At 65.7% G+C, this 18977-nt stretch carries 10 protein-coding genes; 5 read left to right on the top strand and 5 right to left on the bottom strand.

The features are described 5' to 3' along the window. Nucleotides 1–70: 70 nt before the first annotated feature. Nucleotides 71–1843: a glycoside hydrolase family 9 protein gene (locus MasN3_RS14850; protein ID WP_281908131.1), complete on the top strand. Its 1773-nt coding sequence runs from the start codon at nucleotides 71–73 to the stop codon at nucleotides 1841–1843. 125 nt (nucleotides 1844–1968) lie between these two features. Then, nucleotides 1969–3501 (top strand): tryptophan halogenase family protein, encoded by a 1533-nt coding sequence (locus MasN3_RS14855; RefSeq protein WP_281908133.1) that lies wholly within the window; start codon nucleotides 1969–1971, stop codon nucleotides 3499–3501. 13 nt (nucleotides 3502–3514) lie between these two features. On the opposite strand, the gene MasN3_RS14860 is transcribed toward MasN3_RS14855, so the two are convergent. The 3 genes from MasN3_RS14860 to MasN3_RS14870 all read right to left on the bottom strand — a co-directional run bounded on the left by MasN3_RS14860 (nucleotide 3515) and on the right by MasN3_RS14870 (nucleotide 9369). Next, nucleotides 3515–4597, bottom strand: coding sequence for an SGNH/GDSL hydrolase family protein (locus MasN3_RS14860; protein ID WP_281908135.1), 1083 nt, complete (start codon nucleotides 4595–4597; stop codon nucleotides 3515–3517). 109 nt (nucleotides 4598–4706) lie between these two features. Beyond that, nucleotides 4707–7586 (bottom strand): glycoside hydrolase family 31 protein, encoded by a 2880-nt coding sequence (locus tag MasN3_RS14865; protein ID WP_281908136.1) that lies wholly within the window; start codon nucleotides 7584–7586, stop codon nucleotides 4707–4709. 43 nt (nucleotides 7587–7629) lie between these two features. Continuing rightward, entirely contained in the window at nucleotides 7630–9369 is a 1740-nt protein-coding gene (locus MasN3_RS14870) for a DUF5597 domain-containing protein (protein WP_281908137.1), read from the bottom strand. Between the two features lie 556 nt (nucleotides 9370–9925). Here MasN3_RS14870 and MasN3_RS14875 point away from each other — a divergent pair. The 3 genes from MasN3_RS14875 to MasN3_RS14885 all read left to right on the top strand — a co-directional run bounded on the left by MasN3_RS14875 (nucleotide 9926) and on the right by MasN3_RS14885 (nucleotide 16017). Then, nucleotides 9926–12994 (top strand): TonB-dependent receptor, encoded by a 3069-nt coding sequence (locus MasN3_RS14875; RefSeq protein WP_281908138.1) that lies wholly within the window; start codon nucleotides 9926–9928, stop codon nucleotides 12992–12994. Nucleotides 12995–13178: 184 nt separating this feature from the next. Next, a complete protein-coding gene (locus tag MasN3_RS14880) occupies nucleotides 13179–14378 on the top strand; it encodes an ISL3 family transposase (RefSeq protein WP_370662345.1) in 1200 nt (399 codons plus the stop codon). Nucleotides 14379–14427: 49 nt separating this feature from the next. Beyond that, nucleotides 14428–16017 carry an aldehyde dehydrogenase (NADP(+)) gene (locus MasN3_RS14885; protein WP_281908143.1) on the top strand — a complete coding sequence of 530 codons (1590 nt, stop codon included), beginning with the start codon at nucleotides 14428–14430 and terminating at the stop codon, nucleotides 16015–16017. Between the two features lie 229 nt (nucleotides 16018–16246). Here MasN3_RS14885 and MasN3_RS14890 read toward each other — a convergent pair whose 3' ends face one another. Together MasN3_RS14890 and xylG are read right to left on the bottom strand one after the other, a co-directional pair. Continuing rightward, a complete protein-coding gene (locus MasN3_RS14890; protein WP_281908145.1) occupies nucleotides 16247–17449 on the bottom strand; it encodes a sugar ABC transporter permease in 1203 nt (400 codons plus the stop codon). Continuing rightward, nucleotides 17449–18975: a D-xylose ABC transporter ATP-binding protein gene (gene xylG / locus MasN3_RS14895; protein WP_281908146.1), complete on the bottom strand. Its 1527-nt coding sequence runs from the start codon at nucleotides 18973–18975 to the stop codon at nucleotides 17449–17451. Before xylG ends, MasN3_RS14890 begins: the two co-directional genes overlap by 1 nt. Nucleotides 18976–18977 lie beyond the last annotated feature (2 nt).

Genomic DNA, 18977 nt, shown 5'->3' on the forward strand with positions numbered 1-18977 from the left:
ATCGGCGTTGACGCCGCCTGATGCCCGACGGTATTATGAAATCGATTTCACAACAATGACAGGAGACAGCATGCACCACCCAGCGCCCCCATCGGGGCCTCCCCGACTCTTGCCTGCGCGGCGCCTGGCTATTGCATGCGCCGCACTCGCGCTTGCCGGCGGCGCGCATGGCGCCGGCCCGGCGGCAAGCGTCAAGCTCAACCAGGTCGGCTACCTGCCGGCCGCGCAAAAGCTGGCCGTGGTGCCCATGTCCTTGCCGAGCGACGCGCAGGGCCGCTTCGCCGTGATCGATGCCGCCAGCGGCAAGCAGGTGTTCGAGGGCAGCCTGGGCGGCGCCGCCACCTGGGATGCCTCGGGCGAACGCGTGCGGCTGGCCGACTTCTCGGCCCTGCGCACCCCCGGCAGCTACCGCCTGCGCGTGGCCGGCCTGCCGGATTCGGCGCCGTTCGCGATCAAGGCGGGCGTCTACCGTGAGCTCGACATCGCGGCGATCCGCAACTATACGCTGAACCGCACCGGCATCGCCCTCACCCCGGCCGTGGCCGGCCCCTACGCGCGCCCGCTGGCCCACCCGGACACCCAGGTACTGGTGCACGCCTCGGCCGCCTCGAAAGCCCGCCCAGCCGGCACCGTGATCGCGAGCCCGAAGGGCTGGTACGACGCCGGCGACTACAACAAATACATCGTCAACTCCGGCATCAGCACCTACACCCTGCTGGCGGCCTACGAGCACTTCCCCGAGTGGTTCGCCAAACTTCCGCTGAACCTGCCCGAATCGGGCAACGGCCTGCCCGACATCCTCAACGAGACGCTGTGGAACCTCGACTGGATGCTCAGCATGCAGGACCCGAACGACGGCGGGGTCTACCACAAGCTCACCAACAAGGCCTTCGATGGCATGGTCATGCCCGAGAAGGCGATCACGCCGCGCTACGTGGTGCAGAAGACCACCACGGCCACGCTCGACTTCGCGGCCGTGATGGCCGCCGCCAGCCGCGTGCTGAAACCCTTCGACAGCCAGCAGCCGGGACGCTCGGCGCGCTACCTGGCGGCCGCCGAACAAGCCTGGCGCTGGGCCGAGGCCCATCCGAAGGTCCTGTACCAGCAACCGGCCGACATCCAGACCGGCGCCTACGGCGACCAGAGCGCGGACGACGAATTCGCCTGGGCCGCCGCCGAACTCCTGGTCACCACCGGCAAGCCGGCCTACCGCGCCCGCGCCTTTGCCGGTACGGCCATCAAGGGAACCGAGCCGGGCTGGGCCGACGTCGGCATGCTGGGCTGGATCTCGCTTGCCCAGCATGCCGGACGCCTGCCGGCGGGCGTGGACGCGGCTCCCGTGCGCAAGCAGCTGCTGGAGGTCGGCGACCGGCTGGTCGAACGCTGGCGCGCCTCGCCCTACCGCGTCACCATGGGCGCCAAGGACTTCGTCTGGGGCAGCAGCTCGGTGATCCTGAACCAGGCCATGATGCTGGTCGCGGCCTACCGCGTCGAGGCGCGGCCGGACTACCTGAATGCGGCCCAGTCGGCGCTCGACTACGTGCTCGGCCGCAACGGCCCGGGCATGTCCTTCGTCACCGGATTCGGCGCCCGCTCGCCGATGCACCCGCACCACCGCCCGTCCGAGGCCGACGGCATCGAGGCGCCGGTGCCGGGCATGCTGGTCGGCGGCCCTAATCCCGGCCAGCAGGACGCCAAGGATTGCCCGGCCCCCTACTCGTCGACACTGCCGGCCCTGTCCTACCTCGACCACGTGTGCAGCTACGCCAGCAACGAGATCGCGATCAACTGGAATGCGCCGCTGGTGTACGTGGCTGCAGCCATGGAGTCGCTGCAACGCTGAAACAGCGAAGCAACACCGATTGTTAGGCGCAAACATTTTGATTGCCTGACAATCGGGACCTGCTCTACACTTCGGTCGTATTGATGCGCAAAGACGCATCGACGGAAACAAGAACAGGAGACGATATGAATGACAAGCCGATCCGCCGGATCGTCATCGTGGGCGGCGGCACCGCCGGCTGGATGGCGGCGGCCCCGCTGGCGCAGCGCCTGGCGCGCCGCCCCGATGCGCCCTGCGAGGTGATCCTGGTGGAGTCGCCCGAGATCGGCACCATCGGGGTCGGCGAGGCGACCTTGCCGACCATCCGCTACTACAACGCCGCGCTGGGCCTCGACCCGGACGACTTCGTGCGGCGTACCAAGGCCAGCTACAAGCTCGGCATCGAGTTCAAGGACTGGGGCCACCTCGGCAACCGCTTCTTCCACGGATTCGGCGATTTCGGTCCCTCGGTCGACAGGCACCCTTCGCACTTGTTCTGGCTGCGCATGGCCGCGCAGTTCGACAACATGCCGGCGCTGGAGAACTGGTCGGTCTCGTCGATCATGGCTCGGCACAACAAATTCGTGCCGCCGCACAAGGGCACGCCCTCGATCACCGACGCCTATTCCTACGGCTACCATTTCGACGCCGGCCTGTACGCCAACTTCCTGCGCGAGTACGCCGTGGCGCACGGTGCGCAGCGCCTCGAGGGCACCATTGTGGAGGTCGAACAGCATCCGGAGAGCGGCTTCATCACGGCAGTCAAGCTGCGCGACGGCCGCCGGATCGAGGGCGACCTGTTCGTCGACTGCTCCGGATTCCGGGGCTTGCTGATCGAAGGGGCACTGAAGGCCGGCTACGATGACTGGAGCGAGCAGCTGCCCTGCAACAGTGCGCTCGCCGCGCCCTGCGCCAGCGTGCCCGCCCTGACGCCGTATACCCGCTCCACGGCCAAGGAATCGGGCTGGATCTGGCGTATCCCGTTGCAGCACCGCACCGGCAACGGCCACGTCTACAGCAACGCCTTCACCAGCGACGCGCGGGCACGCGAGCTACTGCTCGACTACCTCGACGGCGCCGCGCTCGACGAGCCGCGCCAGCTGCGATTCGTCACCGGCCGCAGGCGCAAGTCGTGGGTCAAGAACTGCGTCGCGGTGGGCTTGTCCGCCGGCTTCGTCGAGCCCCTGGAATCGACCAGCATCAGCCTGATCGAAACCGCGGTCGGCAAGCTGGTCGAGCTGTTCCCGGACCGCGACTGCCGTCCCGAACTGGCCAACGAGTTCAACCGCTACATGGGCGTGCGCTACGAATCGGTGCGCGACTTCATCGTCCTGCACTACAAACTGACGAAGCGCGACGACTCGGAATTCTGGCGCTACTGCGCCAACATGCCGATTCCCGATACGATTCGCCACCAGATCGAGCTGTTCCGCGAAACCGGGCGGGTCACGATCCTGGACCCGCACGGCTTCGCCGAGCCTTCTTTCGTGGCCATGCTGATGGGGCTGGGCGCAGTGCCGAAGCGTTACGATCCTTTCGTGGATGCGGTGGACATCCGCGAGGTGCACGGGCACTTCGCCGGTGTGCGCGACATGATCGCGCAGGCCGTGGACCGGATGCCGACCCATGACGCCTACATCGCGAGCCAGGTCAGGGCGGCGAACCAGGCCGCCGCCTGAACGGCGTCCCGCCCTACCAGCCCATCCGTGCCCGGACCAGTGCGGTCAGCTTCGCCGCATTCGCCTGGTGGTGATGCACCCGCGGATGCTGGCCATAGCCCGTATGCTCGAAGAACAGGGTGTCGATCCGCTTGTCGCCATCTTCCTTGCGCATCTGCTGCACGGCGGCGGTGACGTAGCCCGGCCAGGGTGAACCGGGACGGGTCGCATCCATGCTGCCGAGCGCACAGACTATGTAGGCCTGCGGGTAGCGTTGGCGGATGCGCTGCACGAAGCGCTTGTAGGCCGCGATCCGCTCGGCGTCGCCTGGTTCCGGCTGCAGCTTGTGGTCGCGGCCGATCAGCCAGCTGTCGTTCTGCAGCAGGTTGACCACCACCACGTCCGGGGTCCAGCGCGCGAAATCCCAGCGGCTGTCGTTGTCGCCGACGGCGCTCAGCTGGTCGTAGAAGTCCGGCATGGTGAACGGGAACCAGCTGATCATCACGCCGATGCCGCTCTGCGAAGTCATGTGCACTTCGGCCTTCAGCTGGCGGGCGGCGATCGCGGCATAGGACAGGAAGCTGTTCTTGTCCTTGCCGGCGTCGTCGCGGCCGTTGAGCGCACCCTCGTTGCCCATGCCGCTGGTGATCGAGTCGCCGAAGAATTCGATCCGGCGCTTGGGGCGCGGCGCGGGCGGCAGCAGAGCGGCGCCGTCGTCGAGCTCCAGGCCGCGGAACACGGTCGCGCCCTCCTCGCCTTCAGTGCGCTTGGTGATCAGGAAGCTGTGGGTGCCGGGAGCGAGCTTCTGCGCCACGACGTAGGTCGCCGCGCCCTGCTTTGCTTCGAGCACCAGGGGCGCCGATAGGTCCCCGTCCAGGAACACGTTGAAGTAATTCCGGCCGCGCTCGTCGTCAAGCTTGATGGCGAGCGAGGTGCCGGTGAAGCGCCCCGCGATGGAGGTATTCGGCCAGGAAATCAGCGGCGCATCCGCTTGCGAAAAGTCGATGCGGCCGGTGTACTGCAGTTTCGCATCGCTCGGAGAAACCGGCGTGGCAGCCGTCGCCAGGCCGGCGTGCAGCAGGGCCGCGAGGGCCAGCGAAAGGGTAAAACGTGTCATGGTGGCGCTTTCGGTCATGCTCGGCCTTGTTCTCTTGCTCGGGCATATTGTAATCGCCCCCGGAGCCGCGACCGGTCTTGCCGGGCGATGCGCTCCAGGGGATGGCTGCTCACAGCTTGATGGTCACCAAGCGGCCGTCGTAGCTGACCGACTTGTCGTAGGCATCCAGGTCCGCCGCCGCGGCGGTGCCCGGGCGCAGCACGCGTACCCGGAATTCGCGCTGCACCGGCATGCCCTTGTACTGGCCCTCGCGCGCGCCAATCGTGACCACCCCGTTGCGGTCGTCGTAGCTGAACGGGATGCGGCTGAACTCGCCACGAGCATAGGCATTGGTCACGCCGTCGTCCTCGTACAGGCTGGCCTGGCCGTCGGCCCCGGCGACGACCTGCAGCACCAGCGGCGCGTCCGGCTTTTCGTCCACGTACTGGGTGACCGGGCCGGTCGGGATCACGCTGCCAACGCGCAGGAACAGCGGGATGCGCTCGCGCGGCGCCTGTACGTTGATGGTCTTGCCGCCCTGGTGGCGTTGTCCGGTATCGAAGTCGACCCAGTCGCTGCCCTGCGGCAGGCAGACCTGGCGCGCGCGTGCGCCATACGCGGTAACCGGGGCCACCATCATGCTGGGGCCGAACATGTACTGGTCCTTGATGTTCTTGACGCGCTCGTCGTGCGGGAAGTCCATCACCAGCCCGCGCATCATCGTGCCCGAATGATAGTGGGTGTCGGCCGCCATCGTGTAAATATAGGGCATCAGGCGGTAGCGCAGTTTCAAATAACCGACCATCGCGTCGCGCATGCTCTCGTCGCCTGCCGCGATGTTGTAGATCTCGCGCTTGACCACCTCGCCGTGCGAGCGGAATAGCGGAGAGAAAGCGCCGAACTGGAACCAGCGCAGGTTCAGCTCGCGCCATTCCTGCATGTCTTCCGGCTTGGCCTGCTTGATCCCGGTTGCGCGGTTCTCCTGGGCCGAACCGACGTCGCCTGCCTGGAAGCGGGTCTCCTGGGCGTAGCCGCCGATGTCGTGGGTCCAGTTCGGGATCCCCGACATCGAGAAGTTCACGCCCGACGCGATCTGGTGGGCCAGGTTGTTCCAGCGGCCGACGATGTCGCCGCTCCACACCGCGACCGAGTTGCGCTGGATGCCGGCAAAGCCCGAGCGCGACAGGATGAACTGGCGCTTGTCCGGCTGGTCGCGGCGCAGGTTTTCGGCAAAGCCTTCCGAGTGCACCAGGCTGTAGGGATTGAAGGTGATCTCGCCGGCGCCATACACGGTGGGGCCGATCAGCTGCTTGAAGTCCTCGAGCCGCGCGTTCGACAGGATGTCCGGCTCGGTATTGTCCATCCACCAGGCATCGAAGCCCAGGTCGACCAGCTTGTGCTTCATCTGGCGGTAATAGATGTCGCGCGCTTCCTTGGTGTACGGGTCGTAGTGGCTGTTCTTGTAGCCCGGGCCGACCCAGTCGAGGTCGCCATTCTCGACGTTCTTGGTCCACATGTGGCCCTTCGCCGCCAGCTCCTTGTAGTTGTCGGTATTGGCGTAGAACTTGCCCCAGATCGACAGCATGATGCGGGCGTTCTGCTTGTGCACGGCCTCCACCATGCCCTTCGGGTCCGGGAAACGGGTCTTGTCCCAGTCGTGCGAGCCCCAGCCGTCTTCAGGCCAGTAGAACCAGTCCTGCACGATGTTATCCAGCGGCCAGCCGCGCTTGCGGTATTCAAGCACGGTGTCGAGCAGTTGCTGCTGGGTCTCGTAGCGCTGGCGCGACTGCCAGAAACCGTAGGCCCATTTCGGCATCATCGGCTGCTGCCCGGTCAGGTGGCGGTAGCCGGCGATGACCCGGTCCATGCTGTCGGCGCTGATGACGTAGTAGTTGATCGCCTCCGCGATTTCCGAGGACATGGTCAGTGAATGGCGCTCGGCTTTCGGCAGCGGATCATTATGGGTGATGGCGATCATCCCGCTCGACACCTTCCAGTCCAGGTGCAGCTTGACCGGCTTGTTCTTCTCGAACTTGACCTCAAAATTGTGATACCACGGGTTCCAGCCCATGCGCCAGACGTCCATCACTTCCTTGCCGTCGATGGACAGGCGCGCATAGTCCGACGAGTACAGCTGCATCTTGTGCATGCCGGGCTTGCTGCTGACCATGCTGCCTTCCCAGACCACGCGCGCGTCCTTGATATCCTTGAGGGCCGGCAGCTCCTTCGGCCAGTTCTCCGCCACGTCCTTCAGGTACTGGTAGGCGATGTCCTTTTCCTGGCGGGTCAGCGCCAGCTTGCCGTCGATGTAGTAGCGTGCCGTCAGGCCGCCGGGCTTCCCGTGCGCGTCGAGCAGGCGCAGGTCGCGCGACATCCAGGCATAGGGCGTCGGGTCGCCGAAGCGCGAGATGCTGTTGTTATCCCACAGCAGGCCGTAGTTCTTGTCCGAGACCACGAAAGGCACCGAGGCAATCATGTTGTGCTGGGCCAGCAGCACGTCTTCGCCGTTGTAGTTCATCTGCGAATTCTGGTGCTGGCCCAGGCCGTAGTAGGCATCGCGGGTGCCGTGGTTGAAGCCTTGCGTGATTGCGAGGAAGGGCTTGCCGCCCACCGTGACCGGCTTCATGCGCTCCGCGTCCTGGCGCAGGATAGGCTTGCCGGCCGCGTCGAAGAAGGCCACCCGCCCGTCCTTCAGCGACACCGTGGCCGATATCCTGCCCGCCTTGAGCCGTACCGCCTCGTCCTTGCCGTCGCGGGCGCCGTCCACGCTGAAGGTGCAGGCGCAGGGCCTGGCCACCGTCATCAGGGAGGGCGTGAGCGCCTTGCCGGGCGCATCGAACTTCAGCACCTGGATGATGTTGTCGCTCATCAGATTCAGGCGCACCAGCTTCGAGCCCCCCGTGTCCGGCCTGACTTCGACGCCGGTGGCGGTCTTCTGGTAGCTGCCGGCGAGGGCCTGGGTGGCTGCGCACAGCAGCAGGACGGCGGCTGCCGTTCGGGTCACTTGCATTGCGGGTCTCCTGGTTCTTGTTGTCGGTGCTCGGTCTTGCTGCTTAATAGTCGTAGGTGCGCATCGTGACCTTGAGCACGGTCGGCGCGGCCGGCAGGTTCAGGCCGTAGTCGGTCTGGTCGCCGTTCCAGTTGCGTTCCATGATCCATTTACCGGCGGCGTCGAAGCGTCTCTCCTCCACGCGCGCCAGCATGGCGGGCTTGTCGCCGGCAGGCGCGAACTTGACGCGTGCGCGCTGGCCGGCCAGCACGAATTCGCCAGGGCCGAGCTGCGCGATCGCCACGCCGCCTCCCGGCAGCTCGGTGCCCTCGGCGTATTCATTCTTGTCGCGCAAGTACTGGCGCTCGCCGAACTGGAACTCGCGGAACGAGACCGTGGCCTTCCAGCCGTCGAGGGCGACCGCCTGCTCGGCCCGGTCGTCGCCCTCCGCCACGCCATGGGTGCGGCCTTCGAAGGCCCAGCGCGCCCACAGGCGCGCCATCGGCGCCAGGGTGGCGTACACCTGGGCGAAAGGCTCGACCATGCGGCGGTCGCTGTGCTTCGAGCCGAGCGGGTAGTTGCTGTAGCTGGCATAGTCGATGCCGAAGGGGACCACGCCAAGCGCGCCCCTGCCGACGATCTGCCAGACGTAGCGCGCGTATCCCGCGGCATTGCCCATTTCCGCCACCAGGAGCGGGTTGTCCGGACGCTGAAAGCCGGCCAGCACCCCATTCACCTTGGCGGACTCCGGCATATAGATGTCGGGCGCGGCGAAGTCGATGTGGGGCGCCGCCGCCTTGTAGATGCCGAGCACGTCCCAGGTCGGGCCGCCGCTGGCGAAGTCGCCCTTCCACGGCGTGGCCGGCTGCCCGGGCTGGCCCGGCTCGCGCAGCGCATTGTTGACGAACATCGGCAGGTCGTAGACCGCGCGGCCGGCCTTGGCAATCTCCTCGATATAACTGGCGATCGCCCAGCTATGGAAGTACTGGCCGGCATAGTCGCCGTACACCTCGCTCCAGCTGCCTTGCGACGGACGTCCGGCGGGCGCGGGTTGGCGCGCCAGAACCGCCGCGGGAACCGCCTGGCGGAATGCGGCCTCGGCGCGCACGCCATGGTCGCGCACCAGGCCGTAGGTGCCGACCTCGTTCTCGACCTGCACCATGATCACGGTGCGCTTGCCGGCGTCGATCTTGCGGATGTGCCGCATCAAGGCCACGAACGCCTTCTTGTCGGCCGCCAGGGTGGCTTCGCCGAAGGGCGACAGGCAGTAGCTGGGCTTGCCGTCCGCGTCGAGCATGCGCGGAAAGCGCCGGTTGTCGAATTTCACCCATGCCGGGGTATACGCCGGGCCGGTGTTCTTCCAGGTGCCGAACCACAGCAGCACCAGGCGCTTGCCATGAGTCCTGGCCTGGGCCACCAGGGTGTCGACGTAGCTGAAGTCGAACCTGCCCTCCTCCGGCTCGAGCTGTTCCCATGCGACCGGGATCGCCAGGGTGTTGGCATGCGCATCCTTGAGCGCGGCCCAGACCTTTGGCAGCGCTGCCGGGTAGTTGCTGGAGTTGTGGGCCTGACCGCCCAGCACCAGGAAGGGGGCGCCATCGACCAGCAGGGCATGGCGTCCCTCGCGCTCGACAATGCGCGGCAGATCGGGAGTGAAGGCGGCGGCCGGACCCGCTTGAACGAGCTGGGCAAGAAGAATGGGGACGGCGACGGCAAGGCGCGGCGCGCCGCGGCGACGGAAAGGAAGGCGCATGGTCTCCTGCTTGTTATCGGTGTCGGTGGTGTCGGCACTTCTTGCCAGCATCCTAAGCCAGCCGTATGCAGCAATGCAAGGAAAATGTTCGCGCTACCATACAATTTCCCGGCATGCGCGGGTGATCGCTCTTGAAAAACGGAACAGGGACGCTGCGATTGCTGCGCCGCGGGGCTGGACGCCTGCCGCAATCACCTCGGCCGCAGCAAGCGGGACCCTCTCCCGCTTATGCGAACCGCATGAAATCCCGACTGGAGCAGCGGGTTCACGACAGTCGGTGCACAAAAAGCGCATTTCTATGAAATCGATTTCTTGACCTTGTTCAATGTATTGCGTACTGTAGAGAACCAGTGAGGCCGCTTGCCGCAAACCAGCTGCTTCCGGATGCCTGCCCGGGCACCTATACATGGCAAGGACCCGGCTTCGCGCCTCACCGTTTGCACGTCCTGCCGAATATGCTGTTGTGAATTAGCAAAATCTACAGTCTTGTGAGGTTTCTGCCGAAAATGTATGGTAGCGTATAACAACCGGTGTTAGTAGAGGCTCGGTGCAGTGCTGGCGCTTGACAACTCAGCACATAAAAAAATTACCTATATCAGGAGACAACGTGAGGAAGTTCCAGAAAACAGCGATCGCCGCAGCGGTCGCGCAGATTGCCGTCCTCTATAGCGGCGCAGCATGGGCACAGACCGCCGCTACCGGCGCGGAGGAGCCGACCGTCCCCGCGACCGCGGTCGTCAAGGTGTCCGGCCAGCGCGCCGCACTGCAATCGGCCCAGCAGCTCAAGCAGAATTCCGACGAGCTGGTCGATTCGATCGTCGCCGAGGACATCGGCAAGCTCCCGGACCGTTCGGTCACCGAGGTGCTGCAGCGTATCGCCGGCGTCACCATGGACCGCAACATGCCGGGCGACCCGAATCGCCAGGCCGTCGAAGGCTCCGGCGTGTCGGTGCGCGGCCTGACCTACGTGCGCTCGGAAGTCAACGGCCGCGACGCGTTCTCGGCCGGCGGCGGCCGCTCGCTCGGCTTCACCGACGTGCCGCCGGAGCTGATGGCCGGCGTCGATGTCTACAAGAACCCTTCCGCCGAACAGATCGAAGGCGCGCTCGCCGGCCTGGTCAACTTGCGCACGGCCATGCCCTTCGACTTCGCGGGCTTCAAGGGCTCGCTGGGCGCCTCGCAAACCTATTCGGAGCTGAACAAGGCCAAAGGTCCGACCGGCACCGTGCTGTTGTCGAACCGCTGGACCTCGCCCATCGGTGAATTCGGCGCCCTGGTCAACTTCGCGTATGCGAAGAACCCGACCCGGACCGACGCCATCGGCATCGATCCCTTCTTCCCGCACGTGAATTCCCGCAACCCGGCCCAGTACAATCGCGACGCGACCAAATGGCTGCCGTTGGGCGGCGGCCTGCGTTCGCAGGAGTTCGAACGCGTTCGCCGCGGCGACTATGCGGCCTTCCAGTGGCGTCCGAACCGCGACCTCACCGCGGCGCTGACCTACTTCAAGACGCAGTACGAGGAAGACCTGAGCGAGCGCGTCGTGGCCTCGTCGGAAGACAAGTGGTACCAGCAGGTGGCCGGCGCCGACGTCACCTATGACGCCAATGGCGCCTTCCAGAAAGGCACGATCTCGAACCCGACCTATGGCGGCTCGCCGTTCAACAGCTCGCGCCGCATCAACCAGCGCGACTCCGGCACGCGCGACCTCGCGCTGAACGTGCAATGGCGCGTGACGCCGGACCTGACCTGGACCAACGACTTCCAGCACGTCCGTTCCACCACCGAAGGCTTCGATGCCGACGTCTCGACGGGTTTCATCCTGCCGAACCAGTCGATCGACCTCACCGGCAGCGTCCCGCAGATCGGCCTCGGCTCGGCGCAGTTCATGGCCGATCCAAAGAACTACTACTGGGCCTACACCCAGGAGGCGCTGGACCGCGCCAAGGCTACCCAGAAGGCCTGGCGCAGCGACGTCAAGTTCAGCTTCGACGACCCGGTGCTGCGCGATATCCGCTTCGGCGTGCGCCTGGCGGACCGCGAAGCCGAAAACCGCAAGGCCCAGAAGTTCTACAACTGGTCGTCGATCACCTTCCCGTGGATGGAAGGCTGGCAGATCCCGGGCGTCGCACGCCTGAACGACCCGCGCTTCTCGGGCGGCACCGAGCTGGCGCAGATCCCGAACTTCTTCGACGGCAAGGTCTCGGTTCCGGCGATGCTGTATCCGACCGATGCGCTGGCACGCGACTTCCCGAACGGCTGGACCAAGCTGCACGGCTACCACACCACCCTGTGCGAAGAACAGAAGGCCGCCCAGGGCTGGGGTACCTGCGACGCGTGGAAGCCGTCGACCTTCGACACGCCGTCGGCGCTGAACACGCAGACCGAGAAGACCCAGGCCGCCTACACCCAGCTGCGCTTCGGCTTCGACGACCTCAAGTACCCGATCGACGGCAACATCGGCGTGCGCTACGTGAGGACGAAGAACACGACGAACGGCTATATCGCCTACGACCCGACCAACGTCAGCATTCCGGGCGACGTGCCGGTGGAAGGCGTGAACACTCTGGTCAACATCGCCAAGTTCGAGACCCCGCGCAGCACCGATACCTCGTACAGCCACTGGCTGCCGAGCCTGAACCTGCGCCTGAAGTACAACGACAAGCTGCAGTTCCGCTTCGCCGTCGCCAAGTCGATGGCGCGCCCGGACTTCAACCAGCTGCAGTCGCTGACCACCCTGACCTCGCCGGCGAACCAGCTGACGATCAAGGATCCGGTCACGCTCCAGGACCAGCGCGTCGTCTTCAGCGGCAACAACCTGACCGGCAGCAGCGACGGCAACCCGCTCCTGAAGCCGACCACGGCGACCAACATCGACCTGACCGCGGAGTGGTACTTCGCCAAGGCCGGTTCGCTGACCCTGGCGGCGTTCAACAAGGACATCAAGGACATCATCGTCAACACCACCTACGGTTACACGGTGAAGGATGTCAACGGCAAGAACCAGACCTTCGCGGTCACCCATCCGATCAACGGCGCCCACGGCTTTGCGCGCGGCTTCGAGATCGCGCACCAGCAGTACTACGACTTCGTGCCGGATTGGCTGCGCGGTATCGGTACCCAGGCCAGCTGGACCTATGTGTCGAGCGAGCGCAAGCTGGACAATCCGGTGCCGGCCGCGTTCTGCGCGGGCAGCGACCAGTCGAACATGAACCTGTCGATCAACGGCTGCGACACCGACGGACGCCCGTTCGGCAACACGCCGCTGCAAGGCCTGTCGCGTCACACGGTCAACTTCGCGGTCATGTACGAAAAGAATGGTCTGTCAGCGCGCCTGGCGTACAACTGGCGCTCGCGTTACCTGGTTGCCGTCAACACCTGGGGCAGCCGCGGCAACAACGGCCTGAACACGAACCCGGACGCCGGCCCGCGCTTCCTGATCCCGACGCCGAACAACGACCAGGCCTACGGCCTGCCGCTGTGGCAAGACGATTACGGCCAGCTGGACGGTTCGATCTTCTACGACTTCACGGACAGGTTCCGTGTCGGCCTGGCAGCCCAGAACCTGAACAACGCCAAGACGCGCCAGCTGATGCAGCAGCACGCCGGCATGTTCACCCGCCAGCTGTTCATGAGCGGGCCGCGCTACACGCTCCAGGCCTCGTACTCGTTCTAAGCTTCGTCTCTCCTGAAGTCGCGGTTCCGCCTGGCGGTCCGCGGCTTTTTTTTTGGTTCTTCGCGGGGAATGGGGGAAGACGGGGTTGACGATCTAATCGGGAGGTGGTGGCGGTGGCCTGATGTTGGTAGATTGATAGTCGCCAAACAAATCAGTCTATCAAACCACCGCCATGCTCAATGCTATGTCGTCTGTCCCGTTTTGGGAAGGCCATATTGTCGACACCGTCCAAGAACAAGAAGACGGATCACTGTTAATCGTTCTCGATACCTGCCCGGCAAGGGATGCTGTGTGCGGAGCGTGCCACCAGCCTTGCGCCCTGGTGCATGAGCGCCGAAGGCGTAAGGTGCGCGATCGCGACGTTCTGGACAAGCGCGTCTGGCTCGATGTGCCGGTACGGCGGCTGGACTGCCATCACTGCAATGCACGAGTGGCCGAGCACATTGTTTGGCTCGACCGCCGGGCGCGCATCACGCACCGCGTGCGTCTGTGGGTCGAGGCGCTGGCGCAGTTGCTGCCCATAGCCCATATAGCCCGGTTGACCGGGCTGCACTGGCATACCATCAAAGAGATTGATCATCGGCGACTAAAGCAGCTGCACGGCGACTTCTCGGCGGTGGGCGTACGCCGCTTGGTCATGGACGAATTTGCCCTGCACAAGGGCCATCGCTACGCTACCGTGGCCATGGATGCCGAGCGTATGCGCGTCTTGTGGGTTGGGGAAGGCAACAGCCGGGAAGCGATCCGGCCATTCTTTGAGCTGCTGGGCGAGCAAGGCTGCCAGCGAATCGAGGCGGTGGCCATGGATATGAACACGGCCATGGACCTTGAAGTGCGTCAGCAATGTCCAAACGCGGAGGTGGTCTACGATTTGTTTCATGTCGTGGCCCGCTTCGGCCGCGAAGTCGTCGACCGGGTGCGCGTCGATCAAGCCAATACGTTACGGGCCGAACCAAAAGCGCGCCAGGTCATCAAGCGTAGCCGCTGGCTGTTACTACGCAACCGCGACAACCTCAAGGCCGAACAGGCCGTCAAGCTCGAAGAACTGCTCGCCGCCAATCAGCCGCTGGCAACGGTCTACCTGCTCAAGACCGAATTGAAAGAGATCTGGTATGCGCCATCGGTCCGGGAAGGTGCTCGTCGATGGAAGGCTTGGCTCAAACTCGCCTTGGAAAGCCATATCACACCGCTGATCCAGTTTGCCAAACGGCTGGCCAAGTACCGGCGCGGCATTCTGGCTTCGGCCATCTATCCGATGAACTCATCGATCCTGGAAGGCGTCAACAACCGCATCAAAGTCATCAAGCGCATGGCCTACGGATTTCGGGATGCATCCTACTTCTTCCTGAAAATCAAGGATGCGTTTCCCGGCAAAACGCGATGAACCTTTTTTTTATCCTCCGCACCAACACCATTCAGACAAGGAGCATTCCATGCACATCCAAGGCGACATGATCATCGGCAGGCGCAGCGTGCGCGGCGCCGCAGGCGTCGTCCACGCCATCGACCCGGCCCGCCACGCCAACCTCGAACCCGGCTTCGGCCTGGCCTCCGGCGAAGAGCTGGCCACCGCCTGCGCGCTGGCCGAGGACGCCTTCGACAGCTACCGCGCCCTGCCCCTCGAGCGGCGCGCCGCTTTTCTGGAGGCCATCGCCGCCCGCATCCTCGACCTCGGCCCAGCCCTGATCGAACGCGCCGGTCTCGAAACCGGCCTGCCGCAGGCACGTCTGGAAGGCGAGCGCATGCGCACCGTGAATCAGCTGCGCCTGTTCGCCAAGGTGGTCCGCGACGGTCACTTCCTGGCGGCGACCCTCGATTCGGCCCTGCCCGAACGCACGCCGCCGCGCCCTGACCTGCGCATGCGCAAGATCCCGCTGGGCCCGGTCGCGGTCTTCGGCGCCAGTAACTTCCCGCTCGCCTTCTCGGTGGCCGGCGGCGATACCGCCTCAAGCCTGGCAGCCGGCTGCCCAGTGGTGGTCAAGGCCCACAACGCCCACCTCGGCACCTCGGAGCTGGTAGCCCGCGCGGTGCAGCAGGCCGCCATCGACTGCGACATGCCGGAAGGCGTGTTCTCGATGCTGATCGGCGAAGGCAGGACCATCGGCACCGCGCTGGTGGCGCATCCTGCGATCAAGGCGGTGGGCTTCACCGGCTCGCGCCAGGGCGGCCTGGCCCTGATGCGCACAGCTGGCGCGCGCCCCGAACCGATCCCCGTGTATGCGGAAATGAGCAGCGTCAACCCCTTCTTCCTGCTGCCGAATGCGCTCGGGGGCAAGGCCGGCGCATTGGCGCAAGGCTTCGTCGATTCGCTCACGCTCGGCGGGGGCCAGTTCTGCACCAATCCCGGCCTGGTGATCGGCCTGGAGGGAGACGCCTTCAATGCCTTCAGCGTGGCGGCCGCCGAGGCCCTGCAGCAAAAGACCGCCGGCACCATGCTCACCCCCGGCATCCACAAGGCCTATGTCGAGGCGGTCGAAGCCCGCTCCGCCGTGCCCGGCGTCCAGCTCCTGGCGCGCGGCGCCGGGGCTGGCTCGGAAGGCCCGGCATGCGCAGCCCAGCCTGCCCTGTACGGATGCGACGCCGCCACCTTCCTCGCCACCCCTGCGCTGGAAGAAGAGATCTTCGGGCCGGCCGCGGTGTTGGTGCGCTGCCGCGATGAAGCCGAGCTGCTGGCCGTGTCCGGCCACGTCGAGGGCCAGCTGACCGCGACCGTCCACGCGACGGCGGCGGACCAGGCGCTGGCGGCAAGCCTGCTGCCCATCCTGGAACGCAAGGCCGGCCGCATCCTGTTCAACGGCTTCCCGACCGGCGTCGAGGTATCGCATGCGATGGTGCATGGCGGCCCCTTCCCGGCCACCTCGGACAGCCGCACGACCTCGGTGGGTGCCACGGCGATCGACCGCTTCCTGCGCCCGGTCTGCTACCAGGCGGTGCCGGCCGAACTGTTGCCGGAAGCGCTGCGCGACGACAATCCGCTGGGCCTGGCCCGGGTGGTCGATGGCGTATTGAAGACCGCGGAATAAGGTCAGCTCCTTGTAGGGTGGGCGGGTCTTCCCGCCCACGCGGTGATAGTTGGCTTCTGAATAGGCGCACGGGCTGCAGAAGCGTGATATGACCGCGTGGGCTTCGTCGGTGAGGCCACTGGCCTCACCGACCCCGCCCACCCTACAACAGTCCAGCGCCAAATCAAAAAGCCAGGCGCATGCGCCTGGCTTTTTCACAATCAGCGGCGGCGCGCAAGCGCCGCCCGGCTCAGCGCCTGCCGGTACGGGTCGCCACGTCCAGCCACACCGCCAGGGTCAGGATCAGGCCCTTGACGATCATCTGCCAGTAAGTGTCGACGTCCAGCATCGACATGCCGTTGTCCAGGCTGGCCATGACCAGGGCGCCCACCAGCGCGCCGTGCACGGTGCCGGCGCCGCCCCGCATCGAGGTGCCGCCGATGAAGCAGGCGGCGATCACGTCCAGCTCGGCCGACATGCCGGCCGAGGGCGAACCCGCCGCCAGGCGCGCCGTGTTGATCAGGCCGGCCAGCGCGCACATCAGCCCCATCAGCCCGAAGATCCACAGCTTCACGGCGCGCACGTTGATGCCCGACAGGCGTGTCGCTTCCATATTGCTGCCGACGGCGTAGATGCGGCGGCCGAACACGGTCTGGCGTGCGATGTAGCTGAACACGCCCAGCAGGACCAGCAGGATCAGCACCGGCAAGGGGATGCCCTCGTAGCTGTTGAAGGTGCTGATGAGGCCTGCCAGCACCACGCCGATGATGGCCACCCGGGCCACGCTGCGCCACAGCGGCAGGACTGGCAGATGATGGCGCGCCTGGCTGGCGCGCTGGCGCCATGCCAGCACGCAGGCCAGCACGAACAGCACGGCGCCCAGCAGCATGCCGAAGGCAGGCGGCAGGTAGGCCTGGCCGAGCTGCTCGAATTCCGGCGAGATCGGCGCGATCGTGGTGCCGTCGGTGAGCCCCAGCACGATGCCGCGGTAGGCCAGCATGCCCCCCAGCCCGACAATGAATGACGGTATCCCCGCATAGGCTGTCAGGTAGCCGTTCAGGAAGCCGAGCAGCATGCCGCCCGCCAGCACGATCGCCATCGAGATCGGTAGCGGCAGGTGGTGGACCACGTCGAGCACTGCCGCCAGCCCGCCCAATAGTCCGAGGAGCGAGCCGATCGACAGGTCGATCTCGCCGGCGATGATGACGAACACCATGCCGCAGGCCAGGATGCCAGTCACCGACATCTGGCGCATCAGGTTGGACAGGTTGCGCGCGGAGGTGAAGCCGCCGTCGGTCTTCCAGCTGAAGAAGGCCCAGATGATGGCGATCGCGACCAGCAGGGCCAGAATCTTGTATTGCGTGAAAATCTGCTTGAAGCTGATTCCCGTGTTTGCCGCCGCCCGTGCCGCGCCGCCCTGGGCCGCCACTGGCGCGTGTACTTTGTCTAACATCATTTCACCTGTCCGATTGCAGCGGCCAACACCATTTCCTGGGTCAGGCCTTGATTAAGGAAGTTCCCGCGCAGCTTGCCCTCGCCCATCACCAGCACCCGGTCCGAGACCCCGAGCACCTCGGCCAGTTCGGACGACACCATGACGATGGCGATGCCCTGGGCGGCCAGTTCGAGGATCAGCTTGTAGATCTCGAACTTGGCGCCGACATCGACTCCGCGGGTCGGCTCGTCGAGGATCAGCACCTTCGGCTGGGTCAGCAGCATCTTGGCCAGCACCGCCTTCTGCTGGTTGCCGCCCGAGAGCGCCGTAATCGGCAGCGCCGGGCTAGCGGTCTTGAGCGCCAGGCGGCGGATCTGCTCGCCCACCTCGCGCGCTTCCAGGCCCTCGTCGATGCGGGAGAGCTTCGAGAAGCGGTCCAGCACCGACAGGGTGATGTTCTCGCCCACCGACAGGTCGCGCACGATGCCGTGCTGCTTGCGGTCTTCGGGCACCAGGGCGAAGCCCGCCCCGATTGCCTTGAGAGGTGTCGAGGTGTCGACCCGCTGGCCGTTCAGCCACACTTCGCCTTCGTAGGCGCCTTCGTAGGAGCCGTAGATCGCGGTGACGAGCTCGGTGCGGCCGGCGCCCACCAGGCCGGCGATGCCGAGGATCTCGCCGCGGCGCAGCTCGAAGGAGACGTCGTCGACCTTCTTGCGCTGCGGCTGGTCCGGATCCCAGCAGGTGACGTGGCGCGCCTCCATCACCACCTCGCCCACCTCGTGCGGCAAGGATGGATACAGCTGGTTCATCTCGCGGCCGCACATCTGGGCGATGATGCGGTCGACGTTCATCTGCTGCATCGGGGTGGTGGCGATGTGCTTGCCGTCGCGGATCACCACGATGGTGTCGCAGATCGCCGCCACCTCTTCCAGCTTGTGCGAGATGTAGACGCAGGCCACGCCCTTGGCCTTGAGGTCGCGGATGATCTCGAGCAGGACGGCGATCTCGCTGGCCGTCAGCGAGGCCGACGGCTCGTCCAGGATCAGGAGGCGCGCCTGCTTGTTAAGGGCCTTGCCGATCTCGATCAGCTGCTGGTGGCCGCCGCCGTAGTTCTTCACCGGCAGCACCACGTTCACGTCGGGGAGCTTCAGCTCGCGCAGGATTTCCTCGGCACGGCGGTTCATGGCCGGGTAATCGAGGCGCCCGCCCGGCAGGGTCAGTTCGTTACCGAGGAAGATGTTCTCGGCCACGGACAGTTCGGGCACCAGCATCAGTTCCTGGTGGATGATGATGATGCCGGCGTCCTCGGTCTCGCGCACCGAGCGCGCCCGCAGCGGCTGGCCGTCGAGCAGGATTTCGCCGTCCCAGCTGCCGTGCGGGTAGACCGCCGACAGGACTTTCATCAGGGTGGACTTGCCGGCGCCGTTCTCGCCGCACAGGCCGATGCACTCGCCGGGACGGATCGCCAGGTCGATCCCGTCGAGCGCGGGGACACCGTCGAATCGCTTCGCGATGCCCTTCATTTGGAGAAGATAGGGTGACATTC

This window comes from Massilia varians, assembly GCF_027923905.1.
GTDB classification, from domain to species: domain Bacteria; phylum Pseudomonadota; class Gammaproteobacteria; order Burkholderiales; family Burkholderiaceae_D; genus Telluria; species Telluria varians_B.